Origin of the sequence: Nonlabens xiamenensis, assembly GCF_003865345.1 — a bacterium.
GTDB lineage: Bacteria > Bacteroidota > Bacteroidia > Flavobacteriales > Flavobacteriaceae > Nonlabens > Nonlabens xiamenensis.
The window spans coordinates 513608-529340 of record NZ_RMVE01000003.1 but is presented as its reverse complement, the minus strand read 5'-3'; the positions used below and the strand labels follow the sequence as shown (position 1 = coordinate 529340).

Below are 15733 nucleotides of genomic sequence, written 5' to 3'. Positions count from 1 at the left end.
CAAAATGTCTTATACAATTGTAAAAAGGCTATGTGACATTATTTTATCCGCAATGGTTCTGCTCGTTCTAACACCGTTTTTATTTATTTTGTGTACTTGGCATTGGTTTTATGGTAATGTTTTTTTTACCCAAGAACGTATTGGGCGACATGGTAAGTTTTTTAAGATTATCAAATTTAAAACAATGTCTGATGGACATGTTACCAAAATCGGTAGATACTTACGTAGATACAAGATTGACGAGCTACCGCAATTTATCAATATTATGAAAGGTGAAATGTCTGTTGTAGGTCCCCGACCCGACTTACCAGGATATTATGACAGGTTATCAGGTAAATATCGTGATATTCTTTGCCTGCGTCCAGGATTGACAAGTCTTGCCGCCTTAAAATATAGCAGGGAAGAGTATCTCTTAGAAAATCAATTGAATCCATTAGAGTTTAATGACAAGATCATTTTTCCCGATAAAGTCCGTCTTAACTACGAATATCTCAACAAACAATCTTTCTTTTACGACTTAAAAATTCTTTTGGCGACATTGCATAGATTAATGAAACCTTAACACTCATGGAAGTATGAGCAAACCTAGAATTTATATTTCCACTCCACATCTAGATGGCAATGAAGGGGAATTTCTTGCGCTTACGCTAGATTCAAATTGGATTGCGCCAGTGGGCGTAAACATAACAAATTTTGAAAGGGAATTATCCAAATATTTGTCTCAAGGCAAAGAAGTGACAGCTTTAAATTGCGGTACAGCAGCCGTTCATCTTGCATTGCTTCTGGCTGGGGTTGAGGCTGGAGATGAAGTTATTTGCCAGAGCTTTACCTTCTGTGCATCGGCAAATCCCATATTATATGTGAATGCAACTCCGGTATTTGTGGATAGCGAGAAACAAACCTGGAATATGTGCCCAGAGTTATTAAAGAGCGCTGTAGAAGATCGCATCGCAAGAGGAAAGAAGCCTAAGGCAATCATAGCTGTACATTCATATGGTATGCCTTACAAGGTGGATGAAGTTCACGCTTTCGCGAAAGCGCATCAAATACCAGTAATCGAGGACAGTGCAGAAGCCTTAGGAAGCACTTACAAAGGTCGTAAATGTGGAACTTATGGAGACTTTGGGATCTTAAGTTTCAACGGTAACAAGATCATTACTACTAGTGGTGGCGGGGCCTTAGTTTGTCCCGATCAGTCCACTAAACAAAAGACGGTTTTTCTAGCCACTCAAGCCAGAGACCAGGCACCGCATTACCAACACAGCCAACTGGGCTATAACTATCGTATGAGTAACATCTCGGCGGGAATCGGACGTGGTCAGATGCAAGTCCTGGATAAACATGTGGAGCTCAGGCGTCGCATGAATAGCTTTTATAAAGATCTTTTTAAGGAAATTGATGGGATCAACGTTTTGGAGGAGCCTTCCGCAGATTTTCACTCCAACCATTGGCTCAGCGCCATACTGGTTGAACCTTCACTCACCGGTGGAATCACTCGTGAAGATCTTAGAGTGGCTTTGGAAAAGGATAATATCGAATCGCGACCCCTATGGAAACCCATGCACTTGCAACCCTTATATAAAGATTATCCATATTATGGACATGGTGTTTGCGATTCCCTTTTTGATAAAGGCCTCTGTCTTCCTTCTGGATCCAATCTCACCGATACGGATAGAGAGAGAATTGCGAATGCTATTTTAACAGTTTTCAAGGACGCCTGATCTACTAAAGATTTAACAATTACTTATTTTAAACTCGGTATTCTTCAAAACAGATTTTCTTATTTTGCCGGCAAACTTAAACCTATGAAAAATATTTTACCTTACCTGGTTTGTACCTTTGTGGTAAGCTTATTTGGTCTTCACGCAAAAGCACAAACTGATCTTTTTAATGTTAACGGCGGCGGGCCTTTGCCTACTGGGTGGACGGCGACCAATAATGTGACTTCCCAAGATATAGATCGCGGTTCTTATTATTTACTTGATACAGGGTCACCTTCGGATATTATTACTACCGATACTTATGATCTTTCCGGTTTTGCAGCAGCCGAATTTACGCTGGATGTAGCTACTTTTGGTAGTGGCACATCCAATCCTGCTATTATAGAAATATCAGATGACGGGGGGACAAGCTTTTCACAGGTAGAGACATCAAATACACCCTCAAGTTCATCCTATGTGGATGGTGGAACATTTACTATCAATTCACTGACCAATCAAGTGGTGATTAGACTATCTACCAATGCATCTGGCAGGGGAGTGCGATTGCAAAATCTTGTTTTGACAGCTTCTGGTACCGCTACGTCTGATACACGAGTTAATTTTGTAACCACATCCCTTACCGTCAATGAAGGAGATATGACTGCCAGTGTGGATGTATCTATCACTAATCAAGATGCCAATAATTCCACTACGGTAGATGTGGTACTGACTTCAGGATCCGCTACTGATCTGAACAATTACTTGACCCAGACCCTAAACTTTCCTGCTGGTAGCGGGATGAGCCAAACCACGACATTGACCATTACGGATGATATGATGGTTGAAGGGACTGAAGATTTTGTTTTCAATCTCCAAAACGTAAATGGTGGCAACAATGCTAATGCTGGTGTTAACGATACGTTTACTTTAACCATCGAAGACAATGATTTTCCACCAGCACCGGATCTTATCATTACAGAAGTAGCTGATCCGTCAGACGAATTTTCAGGTCGTTTTGTTGAATTGTATAACAATGGTGCTACAACCATTGATTTTTCAGTAACCACTGTATTTATCTCAAGATATGTAAACGCTGGAACGACAACAGGTAGTGATACACAACTTACAGGAACCATTGCGCCAGGTGATTATTACGTGGTGGCCTCAGATAACAATGTACCTAGCTGGGAAACATTTTATGGTGTTACTGCGGATATCTATTCTCCGGTTCCTCAAGGAAATGGTGATGATTCATACACGCTATCATTAAATGCAGCGCCTGATAACGGCGGTTTTGTCTTTGATGTATATGGTGCCCCTGGAACCGATGGTACTGGTCAGCCCTGGGAATACACAGACTCAAGAGCTGTGCGTTTAGATGTGAATGATAGCCCTGCTAATCCATGGCAGTCTGGTAGTTGGTTGATTACATCCGCGGCTACTGGAGATATGACGCCTGGATTCAGGGAACCAGTCAATTATTTGTTTGACGGCACCCAATGGACCCCAGCTGATCCCGTAGGAAACAGCACTAACTTGGACAATATCATCGTTTCTTCTGGTTCAGTTGCATTGAATGGTGATGTAGACGTGAGACGCATCACAGTGGATAACGCTGCAAGCCTAGATTTAGGAATGAATACGGTTAACTTGACCAATAATATTGTCAATAATGGAGTATTGATTAGTCATCAGGCTGCTTTAAATATTTCAGGTACAAGTGCTCAAGCTGTTTTAGGTAATTCATTTGTTGTGGAGGATCTGATCATCAACAACCCTGGAGGTTTAAGTTTGGAAACAAGTGTTGAAGTTGAGGGAGTACTTAGTTTGACCAATGGTACGTTGACCACCAATGACAACCTAACTCTTTTATCTACCGCAAGTAGTTCTGCGGTAATTGATGAAGTCATCAGTGGTAGTATTAGCGGAAACATCAATGTAGAACAGTTTTACCCTGCACAGCGTGCCTTCAGATTTGTGTCGCCGTCTGTAAATATGACAGGAAGTGTTTTTACGGATTGGCAGCAAAACGGTCTGAATCCCGGAGATATGGGTTATCAATCTGGATTAGGTACCCAAGTGACGGGTGGTGCACCAGCCGACGGTTTTGATGTTTCCAATACGAATAACCCTTCGCTTTTTATGTTTGACAATGCAACCCAAGCCTGGTCTGCTGTTACTGCGACCAATACCTTAAGCTATAGTGCGGGCACTCCCGTCAGATTAATGATCAGGGGAGATCGTAGCATATCGCTTACCACTGCTAATACGACACCGACTCCCACTACTCTTGTAACTACAGGTACACCCGTAATTGGGGCGGTCAATGTCGGAGGATTGGCCAGTGGGTCCATGGAGTTCAGTATGGTAGGTAATCCTTACCAGGCTCAAGTAGATCTTTCTGAAATTATGGCGACTGGAACTAATGATGTGGATAATAGTGTTTATTATGCCTGGGATCCAACATTGGGAGATAGGGGAGCCTATGTAGCTTATGATTTTGGTTCTGGTTCCAATAATGTAATGGGGTCTGAAGTGAATCAATTTATCCAGCCACAACAAGCCTTTTTTATCCAAACCCTAGAGGATGGTATTGATACGGGAAGCCTGGCTCCGGCTTTTACTTTTGTTGAGTCCAACAAAATCAGTGATGTCTCTACAACCAATACTTACAGCACGCCTGGACAGGAGAATTATGTTCAACTAGGTTTATTCAAAACGGCTGAACTTGCCAGTGGAAAAGCCCGCGATGGTGTGGTACTAAGATTTGACGATTTGGGAACTACTAGTTCAAAACCAAGGAATTTGGATGAAAATATAGCCTTGATGGATAATGGCCAGCAAAGAGCCATTTTAACCCATGCACCTATACAAAGCGTTAGGATTTTGGATCTTGATTTAAACGGGTTAACTGGGACGGACTACACATTTAGATTTGATAATCAGTTGGAATTCGTGAATTTATATCTGCTAGATTCCTTGACTGGAACAGAGCAGGCTATTCTCCCAGGGTTGAACGATATACAAATTACTTTTGACCCTTCGAATACTGCAAGCATCGCCACCGACAGATTTGAATTGAAGTTAGAACCAGTTACCTTAAGTGTTGGAGACGACGCTTTCGCGAAAGCGATTTCTATATATCCCAACCCAGTGAATGAAGGGATTCTTTGGGTAGAAAACTTGGATGAAGAATCAGGAAATGTAGCGTTAAAAGTCTACAATATAAATGGCCAATTACTCATCCAAGAGCACATGACATCGATAAACGGCAGAGCTGAACTGAAAGGTTTAAGTGCTTTGTCCTCTGGTCTTTACCTTTTGCAAATATCCCATGGAGAAAGAAATGAAACATTAAGGTTCTTAAAACGCTAATTGTCATAAATATGTGCAATTGTTTATAATACTTGACTTTTTTGAATCAATTTTAGGACTTTCATTCTTTTTCATTTGAGATAGAATTGCTGAATATTGTGTCCAATTTTCTCAAAAAAGAGAAGAGGATTTAGACACATCTTTAAGATTTAACGATAAATTAAAGGGTGATACTGATGTATCGCCCTTAATTTATATGTAATATTGCAATAGGGGAAAAATTACTAGGAATGAAATGGCAATACTTTAAACGCCGGGCAACTCAGGTGCTCTGGAATGAAGATAATGCGTTAAGATTCAAAAACATACGTTATCTGCCACGTTGGATCGTCGTCTTAATTGATTTGTGTATTGTCTGTGCCTCATTTTTACTTTCTTATCTTATTGTAAGAGAGATCACTCCTGATTTTTATCAGCTACTTACCATCCCTGAACAGGCGCTAGCTATTATTGCAGTTCATTTTTTGGCCTTTTTCGTGTTTAGTACTTATTCGGGCTTGATACGCCACAGTACATTTGTAGATATACTAAAACTGGCTTTAGCATGTTTAGCCAGTGCGACAGCGCTGGCAGTAATCAATTACTCCTACTACTATTTGTACGCAGAGAAAGTTTTTCTGATGCCATTTTTGATCGTTAACATGGCCATCACCTTTGTATTGATGCTACAGTTTAGGGTGGTTGTTAAGAGTGTTTACGCTTTTTTCACCAAAATGGGAGCAAGTTGTAAATCTGTGTTGGTGGTAGGTATCAATGACGAGAGTATTGCAGTTGCAGAGGCGATCACTATTTCAAAAAATCAGAATTTTCAGCTTAAAGGATTTGTATCACTTTCTAAAAAGCATGACCGAATAAAAATATTGGGTCAGCCAATTTTCAAATTTGATGAGGATTTTTTTACCGAGATTGAATATCTAAAAGTTGATGGATTAATATTTGTCGGTAACCAAGTTTCGGTTACTAAGAAAAATTCGATCGTTGATAAGGCTTTAGCTTATGATCTAGAGATTTTTAATGCCCCTGACATCATCCACTTGGATGAAGGTGTTGATGTGGTTAAAAATATCAAACAAATTCAAATTGAGGATTTATTAGAACGGGCGGCCATTCACCTGGATGACACACAGATCAACAGATATTTGAATAATAAAACGATATTAATTACAGGAGGTGCAGGTTCTATCGGAAGTGAAATTGTACGCCAAGTGGCAGCCTTTAATCCAAAAAAAGTAATTGTGCTGGACCAAGCTGAGTCGCCCCTCTATGCACTTGAACTCGAATTACGACAAAGTTATCCTCAGGTGGACTTTGAATTCGTTATGGGTGATGTGCGACGTAAACAACGCATGGAAAATGTATTCGAAGCTTTTGATATAAAAGTTGTTTTCCATGCTGCGGCCTATAAGCATGTGCCTTTGATGGAAAACAATCCTCGTGAAGCCATTTGGGTCAATGTATTAGGTACAGTTAATTTGGCAGACCTCGCCGTTCAACATCAAGTTGAGCGATTTGTAATGGTTAGTACCGATAAAGCCGTGAATCCTACAAATGTGATGGGAGCGAGTAAGCGTGCAGCTGAAATATACGTACAGGCGCTGCAGGAAGAAAATAATCACAGTACGAAATTTATAACCACTAGATTTGGTAACGTTCTAGGTTCTAATGGGTCCGTGATTCCTCATTTTAAGAAGCAAATTGAGCAAGGTGGTCCTGTTACCGTCACTCATAAAGATATTATTAGATATTTTATGACCATCCCAGAAGCTTGTCAGTTGGTACTTCAAGCCGGAACAATGGGCAAAGGGGGAGAAATCTTTGTGTTCGACATGGGTAAACCTGTGAGAATTATGGATTTGGCGGAAAAAATGATTAAGTTATCTGGCTTTGAGCCCTATCATGAGATTGATATTGAGGTCATCGGTTTGCGCCCTGGTGAGAAATTATACGAAGAATTATTGAGCGATGAATCAACCACATTGCCTACCCATCATAGAAAGATAATGGTGGCTAAGGTGTGTAATGAATCTCTAGAGACAGTAACCAACCAGATCATCGAACTAGCGGCTGCTGCAGAATCTGGATCCAACGATCAGGTAGTACTCAATTTGAAGCGAATGGTACCTGAATTCGTAAGCAAAAACAGTATTTACGAAATGCTGGACCAAGAGGTGCGTTCTTCGAAGTAGTATCTATATATTTGCATTCTCATTTATACTTATGAAAAAAATATTGGGGCTTTTATGTCTGTTGATAATGATCTCCTCTTGCGTCTCTAAAGAAAAGATTTTGTACGTTCAGGATGTTCGTGAGAATTTACCAGACGAAGCTATTAACTATCACACGACCATTAAATCGGATGATCTGCTTAGAATCATTGTTTCAAGTCGTGATCCAGAATTGGTACAGGATTTTAATTTGTTTGTTAACCCAGTACTGGGTAATGATCTGATGGCTCAGGGAAATAGCGGGCGTTTGTTAGATTATTTAGTAGATGTTGATGGGACCATCAATTTTCCTGTGCTAGGGAACTTGGAAGTAGCAGGTATGACGCGGGAAGAAGTGCGTAAAATGATTGCGGAAAAAATGAGACCTTATGTTTCAGACGTCATGGTAGATGTGCGAATAATGAATTTTAAAGTATCTGTTTTAGGAGAGGTAAATCGACCTGGGACTTATACCGTTAATGAAGGGCGTTTGACGCTTCTACAGGCGCTTGGATTGGCTGGAGATTTAACTATTTACGGTGACCGGCAATCCGTCAAAATATTGCGTGATATAAATGGCGTGCAACAGTCTTATGAAGTGGATCTGACCAATACAGATTTTGTAAGCTCAGATTATTACTTTCTTCAACAAAACGATATTATTGTCGTGGATCCTAATAAGGCTCAAGTTCAGGCAGCTGGATTTAATCGCAATGCCTCACTTTTTGTGTCCATCGCTTCACTACTGTTGTCGGTGATTGTTATTTTGGTTAGAAATTAATTTATGGTTGATCAACAACAAACTGGAGATTCTGCTAGCAAATCTCTACAAGAACAAATTGCCTATTATCTTAAATCCTGGCCATGGTTTTTCCTAAGTGTTTTCATTTGTGTAGGATTAGGATATTTATATTTAAGATATGCTACCAAATTATACCAGGCTGAGGCGTCCATCATAATAAAAGATACACAAAGTGGTGGGGGACTTTCTGAAGTAGGTGCCTTGGGCGACTTAGATGTATTGGGGAATTCGTTCAATACGGTGGAAAACGAAGTGGAAATACTTAAATCCAATCGACTGCTTGAAAATGTTGTTAAGGAATTGAATTTACAAATTTCTTACATCAGGTCTGGTAATGTCAAGACTTCGAATGTCTATAATGATAGTCCAGTATTAATAAGTATAATAAATGATAGTATAGCCTATCGGATACAAGAAAAGAAAGATTTTTTTATCAAACCCTTGAATCCTTCATCTTGCCTTGTCAAAGTTACAGAAGCGGGAAAGTGGGAAACGGTAGATTATGGTGCCACCTTTGTCTTAGATGAATTAGAAATGTTGCTCATTCCCAATTTAGATCCCAACGCAAAGAAGGATGACGAAGAATATGAAATTCATGTCAAAATACAACCAATTGGTGATGTAGTAAGAGGGTATTCAAAAAAAATAAACGTTTCCAAATCGGATAGGCGCGGTAGTGTGGTAAACTTAAGTATTACTGACCCGGTCAGACAAAAGGCTGAGGACTTACTGAATCAATTGGTAGTTGAATATAATGAGGATGCTATCGCTGATAAGAATCAAGTCGCCAAAAATACGGCTGACTTTATTGATGAAAGGTTGGCAGAAGTGCAACGCGATTTAGATAGTATTGAAAAAGGAATAGAAAAGTTCAAAGACTCTAAAAATCTAACCGATCTTACCGCAGAATCCCTGATCAGCCTGGAGCAGTCATCTGGGTTAGGTCGAGAGGCGGTAATGGCACAAACCCAATTGCAAATCGCCAGGTCGATACTTTCTAGATTGAAACAAGCAGATTATCAAATTATTCCCGAAAATTTAGGTTTTACTGAATTTGATATCAATGCTCAAACGAGCAAATACAACGCTTTACTGGTTCAATATAAAAACTTGTTGCAACGTGGTACGGCCGAAAACCCAGCTGTAATTCGTTTAAAAACAGAACTGGACGCTTTAAATCAAGCAATGACAGCCTCCTTGGAAAGCCTAATTTCCAAGTTGGAAATTCAACGTCGAAGTATTGAAAGTGAATTAAGACAAGTGACTGGAAAAATATCCAATGTTCCAGAGAATGAGCGACTGAATAGGGATATTGAGCGCACCAGAAGGGTTGTGGAGGCTATTTATGTGTTACTTAGCGAGCGCAAGGAAACCACCGCTATCAGTCTTGCCATCACCGCGCCCAAAGCTAAAATTATTGATTTTGCATTTGCTCCACTGGTTCCAGTATCTCCTCAACCAAAGATTGTTTTATTGGCAACTTTCGTTCTCGGACTATTAATTCCTTTCGGTATACTCTATGTTAGAAATTTGTTGTATAACAAAATTGAAAGTAGAAATGATATTCAAAAAGCCTTACCAAACCTAGCTATATTAGGTGAGATTCCTAAGTTAGATACTGGAGATAGCGAAATCATTACTAAAAATGATCGATCCATTCTGGCCGAAGCCTTTAGAATTTTACGTACCAACCTTCAGTTCAAATTATCTACACTGGAACAGTCCAAGATTCCGATTATCATGGTAACGTCAACCGTCAAAGGAGAAGGTAAAACATTTGTAGCTTACAATTTAGCTTCGACTCTAGCCTTTTCTGGAAAAAGAGTGTTGTTGATTGGAGCTGACATACGTAATCCTCAAATTCACAGGTATGCCATCGACGGTACAAAGAGGTCGACTAAAGGTGTAACGGAGTACCTTACTGATTCAAGTTTGAACGTTGTAGAGTTGGCCCAGCAATCTTCGGGCAACCAAAATTTACAAATCCTTCTTTCTGGAGCAATTCCGCCTAATCCGGCGGAACTCTGGATGCAAGATCGAACCAGTGAGTTATTCAAGGAGGCAGCTGCTTCTTATGATGTGGTTATTGTCGATACCGCACCCACGATGTTAGTAACAGATACATTGTTGATTAATCATCATGCTGACATCACCGTTTATGTATCCAGAGCTAACTACACAGAGACCCAATTACTAGAGTATGTTAAGGATAGTGTAGAAGCTGAAAAGATTAAGAATGTTGCCATGGTTATCAATAGTGTAAAACTGGCCAACTTTGGATACGGAAATAAATATGGATATACCTACTCTGCTACCAAGGAAACATTCTGGGATAAGGTGAAAGAAAAGTTTACAAGAAAGAAAACAGACTTTTAAACTTCGATTATTATAGGATATTCAATCGAAAATAAGCTTATGGTTTTCCATAAGCTTTTTTGTTGACTCAAATTGCTTTTTATCCAGTCTGATGCAACCAATTTTGTCTACGTGCTCCAGTCTGTGTGCGTCAGTTCCTGCAAATGTGTACATATCCTTTTCCAATAGAGCGAAGGCTTTTCGCTGGGCATCCTTACCATAATGATCTGTGAGTGATAGTAGGTTCAATTGGAGAAGGAAACCACGTCCTGTCCAGTCCATATAGGTCTCCATACTTTTGACATATCTATATCGTTCAGGATGGGCCATAATAGGTTCCAGGCCTTTTTGCTGGATGTCAAATACCAAATGATGTAGGTTAGCGGGCTCTTGGAAATAGGAGAGTTCAGTCAATACATAATTATCTTTTAAGCAGAGCAGTTCCTTATTCTCAAGCAGCTCTTCAAAACCGGCGTCCAGCATGTATTCTGAAGCTACTCCAGCTATAAAACCAGACACATCACTGGATTTTAGCTCTTCCAAGGTGTGTAGGTATTTTTCCCTAATAACTTCGGCATCATTTCCATAGTAATCCTCCATGGTGTGAGGGGTAGGGATACAGTCTTTAATGCCGATTTCCTTCATGGCACGGATCATTTGCATGGTATCATTCAATTCAGCTGCGCCATCATCTATACCAGGAAGGACATGGTTATGAATATCAGTAAAACCCTGAAGGAGTTCCACCAAGTCATATTTTTTCTTGAAAAAGAACATAAAGCTAAGATTGGATCAAGGGTAAAATCTCTTGATGGTCAAGTAATTGAGGGAATAATTCTTCCCAGATGATGAGAAATTCAGCATCCCTTTTCAGGGCATTTTGCAAATAAAATTTACCTTTTACCCATTCGCCTCGCAAACAATAGGCACCGGCAAGCCGGAACTCCAATTCTGTTTGTTCTGGATAAAACTCCAAGCCATTGGTGAGATTGGATATCATAGCTTCCACTTCACCTAATACCAAAAGAATATCTGCTCGGTCCAGCCAGGTGCTCAATTCATAATTGCCTAATTCAATGGCTCTACGGTAGCCGTATTCTGCCTCTTCAAAAAAGTTAAGGCGTTTATTGAGCTTGGCATATTTTGTCCAATACAACGCATTTTCACCATCAATTTCGATCGCTTTCTCTATGTAGCCCAATGCTTTCTGATAATCCATGGATTTACAATAGAAATTTACAATCGCCAGCCACCCTTTATCCAGCAAAGGATCTTCTTTAACGGTCTGCTTGAAGTATTTAATGGCCTCTTCATGAGCGCCTAATTTTTCAAAACATTTCCCTAATCTTAAATAGGCGAAAGAGGTAGGGTCATCGAGTTTAAGAGTAATCTGATAATTGGCGATGGCCTCATTAAACCTTCCCAATTTCTCCAAGACTTTCCCTTTTTCCAAATAAGCACCTACAAAGTGATCATCAGAAATAATGGCAAATTCAAAAGCGGCCAATGATTTTTCATACTGCTTGAGGTCAAAATACTGCTTACCCACTTGATGCCAGGCAACTTCAGAGTAAGGATTTTTATCCAAGAAGAGATTTAAGTAGTCAATGGCTTCTTCATGTTCTTGCAAGAAATCAAAGCAGTAAATGACATTGTACAATGCAGAATAATCTGTGTCATCAATTTCCAGGCATTTCATGAAATTAATTTTGGCATTGGAATAGTCCTCAAGGAATAAATACTCCATACCGATGAGGTTATATACATCAGATTGGTCAGGAGTGTAGGACAAGGCCGTTTGCAACAATTCGATCGCCTTTTGGTGCTCTTCAGTTTTCGAGAATAGATTGGCTTTTTGGATATAGATTTCCGCGTTTTGCGGCTGTATCTCATATAGCTCATTCAAAGCGGCATGCGCCAATTCGATTTGATTGTCAAAAATGAGCATCTCTGCACGGAATAGTTTGAGGTTCACAGAGGTGGGGTGCTGTGAAATTCCAAGCTTTATCGCCTTACGAGCTACCGCCATTTTACCAGTCTCCAAATAGTGTTCAATGATTTGCTCAAATTCATCACTATCAAAGAATCCTACCTCATTGGTCTTGAGCATGTGCTCGAATTTTTGAATACTCAAATCGTCCTCTTCATTAAAATCAAATTGCATACAGTGAATTTTAAGAATTCATGTGTTACTAAGTTCAAGATTTTTGCCAAAGTCTCGTAAGGACTGGAAAATCTATTGTCAACAATTTATAAACAGAGTATTTTTTAATTGGTAGCGTAGAATTTTTCTATCACTTTCACCAATACCTGACAGGCTTTATCGATCTCTGCATTGGTAATGGTATATGGCGGAGTAATGCGAATAGCGCGTTTTTCATACAGGAGCAAAAAGAACAAAACACCTTCCTCCCGACAAGCATTAACTATGTCACTGGTAAACTTATCATCTGGTAAGATGACCGCTAGCATTAATCCTTTTCCTCGAATTTCCTGTATATATGGACTATCTAAGCTTTCGCGAAAGCGAACCTCTTTTTCATGCATTTGTTCCATATAATTGCCTTCACAAATCTCTTGCAAGGTCTTTAAAGCGGCTGCTGCAATTACGGGATTTCCTCCAAAAGTCGTGATGTGACCTAGCATTGGGGACTCCTTAAAAGTTGAAAGATGTTCCCGACTAGCGGTTAATGCCCCGATTGGCATTCCCCCAGCCAAACCCTTTCCAGTAATGACCATATCTGGTACGATGCCCCATTGCTCAAAATAAAACATTGTTCCAGTGCGACCTATTCCAGGTTGGATTTCATCAACAATTAGTAACGTACCTGTATCATCACATCGGTTGCGTAACGCTTTGATCCAAGCTACTGACGGCACAAGAAATCCTGCTCCTCCCTGAATGGATTCAATGATAACTGCAGCAGTATCTTTATCTATGCGATTGAGCTCTGCCAGGCAATTATATTTGATATGGTATATGTCTGGTACCAAAGGTCTGAAAACGGCTTTACGCTCCTCGTAATCCATTAAGCTCAAGGACCCCATTGTGTTGCCGTGATAGGCATTTTTCATGGCGATAATGGTGGATCTCCCAGTGACCCGGCGAGCCAGTTTAAGAGAAGCTTCAATAGCTTCAGTTCCACTGTTGACCAGATAGGTCATTTCTAGTGGATCTGGCATTAAATGGGCCAGTAGCTTACAGAGTTGGATTGCAGGATCCAAGGCGTACTCACCATAGACCATAACGTGCATGTACTTGTCAACTTGTGTTTTTATCGCGTCCACCACTTTTGGGTGACAATGTCCCAGTGGAAGGGCACTTACCCCAGCGACCATGTCCAGATATGTATTGCCTTGTTTGTCGTATATATAATTGCCAAAGGCATGGGAGATCTCAATCCCTGGAGCAAATGGTGAGGTAGGGGCTTGAAATCTTTTAAACGCTTCACTCATCCTCCTGACTTTTGACCTTGCCTCATTACAGGACTTTCCTTTTGATTTCCAGCATCTTCTTCTCCAGGTGTCCATTCTTCTACTTGATCTTCAGGACGATTGTCCAGATCAGTCTGCTTTAGCCTTGAACGTTTATGCAGCTGATCTTGATTTTCTTGGCTAAAGAATTCTGGTTCTACATCAGGTAAGGGTATTCCCTGAATTTTTGTAAGGACGGGTGCAGCTTTACCTTTAAATAAATCTTGTTTTGAAATGAGGCGTTCTTCACCTCTCCAGTTAAAACCTCTCAATTTACGTGAGTTTTCGGGAAGTTCTTCAGGCGGATAGGTGATATCCTTGGGGTCATCAAGATAGGTAATAACCGCCATCTCCCGGTCTTCAAAAATTATCTCCATTCGCCCACTGGTGCCCTTATTTATTCCCACCAATTCCTGTTGTTCATTCCGCGAGAAAATCAAATTCTCTACATTTTTGTAAATATTGACCACTTTGAGCTCATTCTGGTCATCAAATTGTCCAATCAGCTCTTTTCCTTTTATTTGGTTGAATCCGCTACTGTCCTTGTCGACGATAAAGGCATTGTAAAAAACGCGTAGGCTATCCAATACTTCTGTCTTTACATTGCTTTGTATATGGATACTGTCGCCGGTGATTTGACTTTTACCACTCCATAAAACAGGCCGTCGGATCATCTTAGTCAGTCCTGTATTTTGATTGGACACTATGGAGTCGCATTTACCGCTCAAATCACTTTTGTATAAGCGTACATCATAGAAGCCTCTGATCACCCGATCATTTTCTGGTCCGGTTACCATAAGTCGGTCTGCATGTATAAATACGCTGTCTTTTTCCTGAACAGAAATGGCCACGGCTCTTTTGGTGATAAATACAGAATCTTTTGCACGAAAAACTTCCGCATAATGTCCTTTAATGATGGAGTTGTTCATGGTGTCCGTTACAACAATATTATTGGTCGCACTCGCAAATGAACGAGCTCTATTGAAGTATAGACTATCACCTGTTACGGTCCTGTTATCATAATCGATTCGACTGTTTTTAATAAAGTATCCTTCATCATTTCTGGTGTCATAGAACCCACGCTCACAATAAACATTACTTGTGCTGCCTGTTATGGTGGATGGACCGTACATATAAGCATGTCCAGTATCGGTGTAGAAGTTGAGGTGATTTGAATTGATGGTATATTCTGGGTTCACGACTTTGACCTGATCCAAAAACTGATATCGTTTATCGTTTATAAAAAACCTACCGATCCGACTGGTCAACGTGCTAGCTGTATCCCTCACAGTACCACCACTTCGATAGTAGGCTTGCTGTTTTACACGGTCAAAATATAAAGTGTCAGTTTTGAGGGTAGATTCTGGATTTTTCATTTGTACGGCACCACTGGCAAAGGCCAATTGGGTGCTACCGTTGTACTCTGCATATTTCGAACTCATTTGAATGGAGTCTCCCTGTTCCATGCGTACATTTCCAATGGCGCGAATAAAATTATCCTCCCGATAAAGAAAGGCACGATCACACCACATTTTAATCCCCTTGTGCTGTACATAAACCTGGGCTGATTGGTCTCTGGAATAGACGACCGCATCTGGAAAGCTAGCCTCATCAATTAACTGCATACCTGCGGTCACACTGATCAGTGAATCCGCTTCTTGTTGTTGAGCTGATCCCCAAAGAGCCATTAACAGGATGAAGTAAAACAGTTTGTTCTTCAAGACTTTAATTTGAATTTGCAAAACTAGCAAAATACCCCCAAGTATTAGTTTTAGATCTTGAATGTTACCAACAAGATTTACGTCTGGGAGAATTGATAACGG

Annotated in this window: 10 protein-coding genes; 6 read left to right on the top strand and 4 right to left on the bottom strand. The window is 40.2% G+C overall.

Annotated elements, in window-relative coordinates:
* Positions 1–4: 4 nt before the first annotated feature.
* From EGM47_RS10790 to EGM47_RS10765, 6 genes are all read left to right on the top strand, one after another.
* The gene (locus EGM47_RS10790) at positions 5–562 is read left to right on the top strand and encodes a sugar transferase (RefSeq protein WP_124980818.1); all 558 of its coding nucleotides are present in this window, start codon (positions 5–7) and stop codon (positions 560–562) included.
* A 13-nt stretch (positions 563–575) separates the two neighbouring features.
* On the top strand, positions 576–1721 hold the full coding sequence (locus tag EGM47_RS10785; RefSeq protein WP_124980817.1) for a DegT/DnrJ/EryC1/StrS family aminotransferase: 1146 nt from the start codon (positions 576–578) through the stop codon (positions 1719–1721).
* An 84-nt stretch (positions 1722–1805) separates the two neighbouring features.
* The gene (locus EGM47_RS10780) at positions 1806–5075 is read left to right on the top strand and encodes a T9SS type A sorting domain-containing protein (RefSeq protein ID WP_124980816.1); all 3270 of its coding nucleotides are present in this window, start codon (positions 1806–1808) and stop codon (positions 5073–5075) included.
* A 230-nt stretch (positions 5076–5305) separates the two neighbouring features.
* Positions 5306–7261 (top strand): polysaccharide biosynthesis protein, encoded by a 1956-nt coding sequence (locus EGM47_RS10775; protein ID WP_124980815.1) that lies wholly within the window; start codon positions 5306–5308, stop codon positions 7259–7261.
* 31 nt (positions 7262–7292) lie between these two features.
* Positions 7293–8060 (top strand): polysaccharide biosynthesis/export family protein, encoded by a 768-nt coding sequence (locus tag EGM47_RS10770; protein ID WP_240642405.1) that lies wholly within the window; start codon positions 7293–7295, stop codon positions 8058–8060.
* Between the two features lie 3 nt (positions 8061–8063).
* Positions 8064–10457: a GumC family protein gene (locus tag EGM47_RS10765; RefSeq protein ID WP_124980814.1), complete on the top strand. Its 2394-nt coding sequence runs from the start codon at positions 8064–8066 to the stop codon at positions 10455–10457.
* A 21-nt stretch (positions 10458–10478) separates the two neighbouring features.
* On the opposite strand, the gene EGM47_RS10760 is transcribed toward EGM47_RS10765, so the two are convergent.
* The 4 genes from EGM47_RS10760 to EGM47_RS10745 form a co-directional block, all read right to left on the bottom strand.
* The gene (locus EGM47_RS10760; RefSeq protein WP_124980813.1) at positions 10479–11213 is read right to left on the bottom strand and encodes a tyrosine-protein phosphatase; all 735 of its coding nucleotides are present in this window, start codon (positions 11211–11213) and stop codon (positions 10479–10481) included.
* A gap of 4 nt (positions 11214–11217) precedes the next feature.
* Entirely contained in the window at positions 11218–12600 is a 1383-nt protein-coding gene (locus tag EGM47_RS10755; protein WP_124980812.1) for a tetratricopeptide repeat protein, read from the bottom strand.
* 104 nt (positions 12601–12704) lie between these two features.
* Complete coding sequence (locus tag EGM47_RS10750; RefSeq protein ID WP_124980811.1) at positions 12705–13892, bottom strand: aspartate aminotransferase family protein; 1188 nt, start codon at positions 13890–13892, stop codon at positions 12705–12707.
* The gene (locus EGM47_RS10745) at positions 13889–15631 is read right to left on the bottom strand and encodes an OstA-like protein (protein WP_240642395.1); all 1743 of its coding nucleotides are present in this window, start codon (positions 15629–15631) and stop codon (positions 13889–13891) included. Before EGM47_RS10745 ends, EGM47_RS10750 begins: the two co-directional genes overlap by 4 nt.
* Positions 15632–15733 lie beyond the last annotated feature (102 nt).

Bases quoted from the DNA above. Each gene is read 5' to 3' on its own strand.
- EGM47_RS10750 (WP_124980811.1), bottom strand. From the start codon at position 13,892: ATGAGTGAAGCGTTTAAAAGATTTCAAGCCCCTACCTCACCATTTGCT.
- EGM47_RS10785 (WP_124980817.1), top strand. From the start codon at position 576: ATGAGCAAACCTAGAATTTATATTTCCACTCCACATCTAGATGGCAAT.
- EGM47_RS10780 (WP_124980816.1), top strand. From the start codon at position 1,806: ATGAAAAATATTTTACCTTACCTGGTTTGTACCTTTGTGGTAAGCTTA.
- EGM47_RS10770 (WP_240642405.1), top strand. From the start codon at position 7,293: ATGAAAAAAATATTGGGGCTTTTATGTCTGTTGATAATGATCTCCTCT.
- EGM47_RS10760 (WP_124980813.1), bottom strand. From the start codon at position 11,213: ATGTTCTTTTTCAAGAAAAAATATGACTTGGTGGAACTCCTTCAGGGT.
- EGM47_RS10790 (WP_124980818.1), top strand. From the start codon at position 5: ATGTCTTATACAATTGTAAAAAGGCTATGTGACATTATTTTATCCGCA.
- EGM47_RS10765 (WP_124980814.1), top strand. From the start codon at position 8,064: ATGGTTGATCAACAACAAACTGGAGATTCTGCTAGCAAATCTCTACAA.
- EGM47_RS10775 (WP_124980815.1), top strand. From the start codon at position 5,306: ATGAAATGGCAATACTTTAAACGCCGGGCAACTCAGGTGCTCTGGAAT.
- EGM47_RS10755 (WP_124980812.1), bottom strand. From the start codon at position 12,600: ATGCAATTTGATTTTAATGAAGAGGACGATTTGAGTATTCAAAAATTC.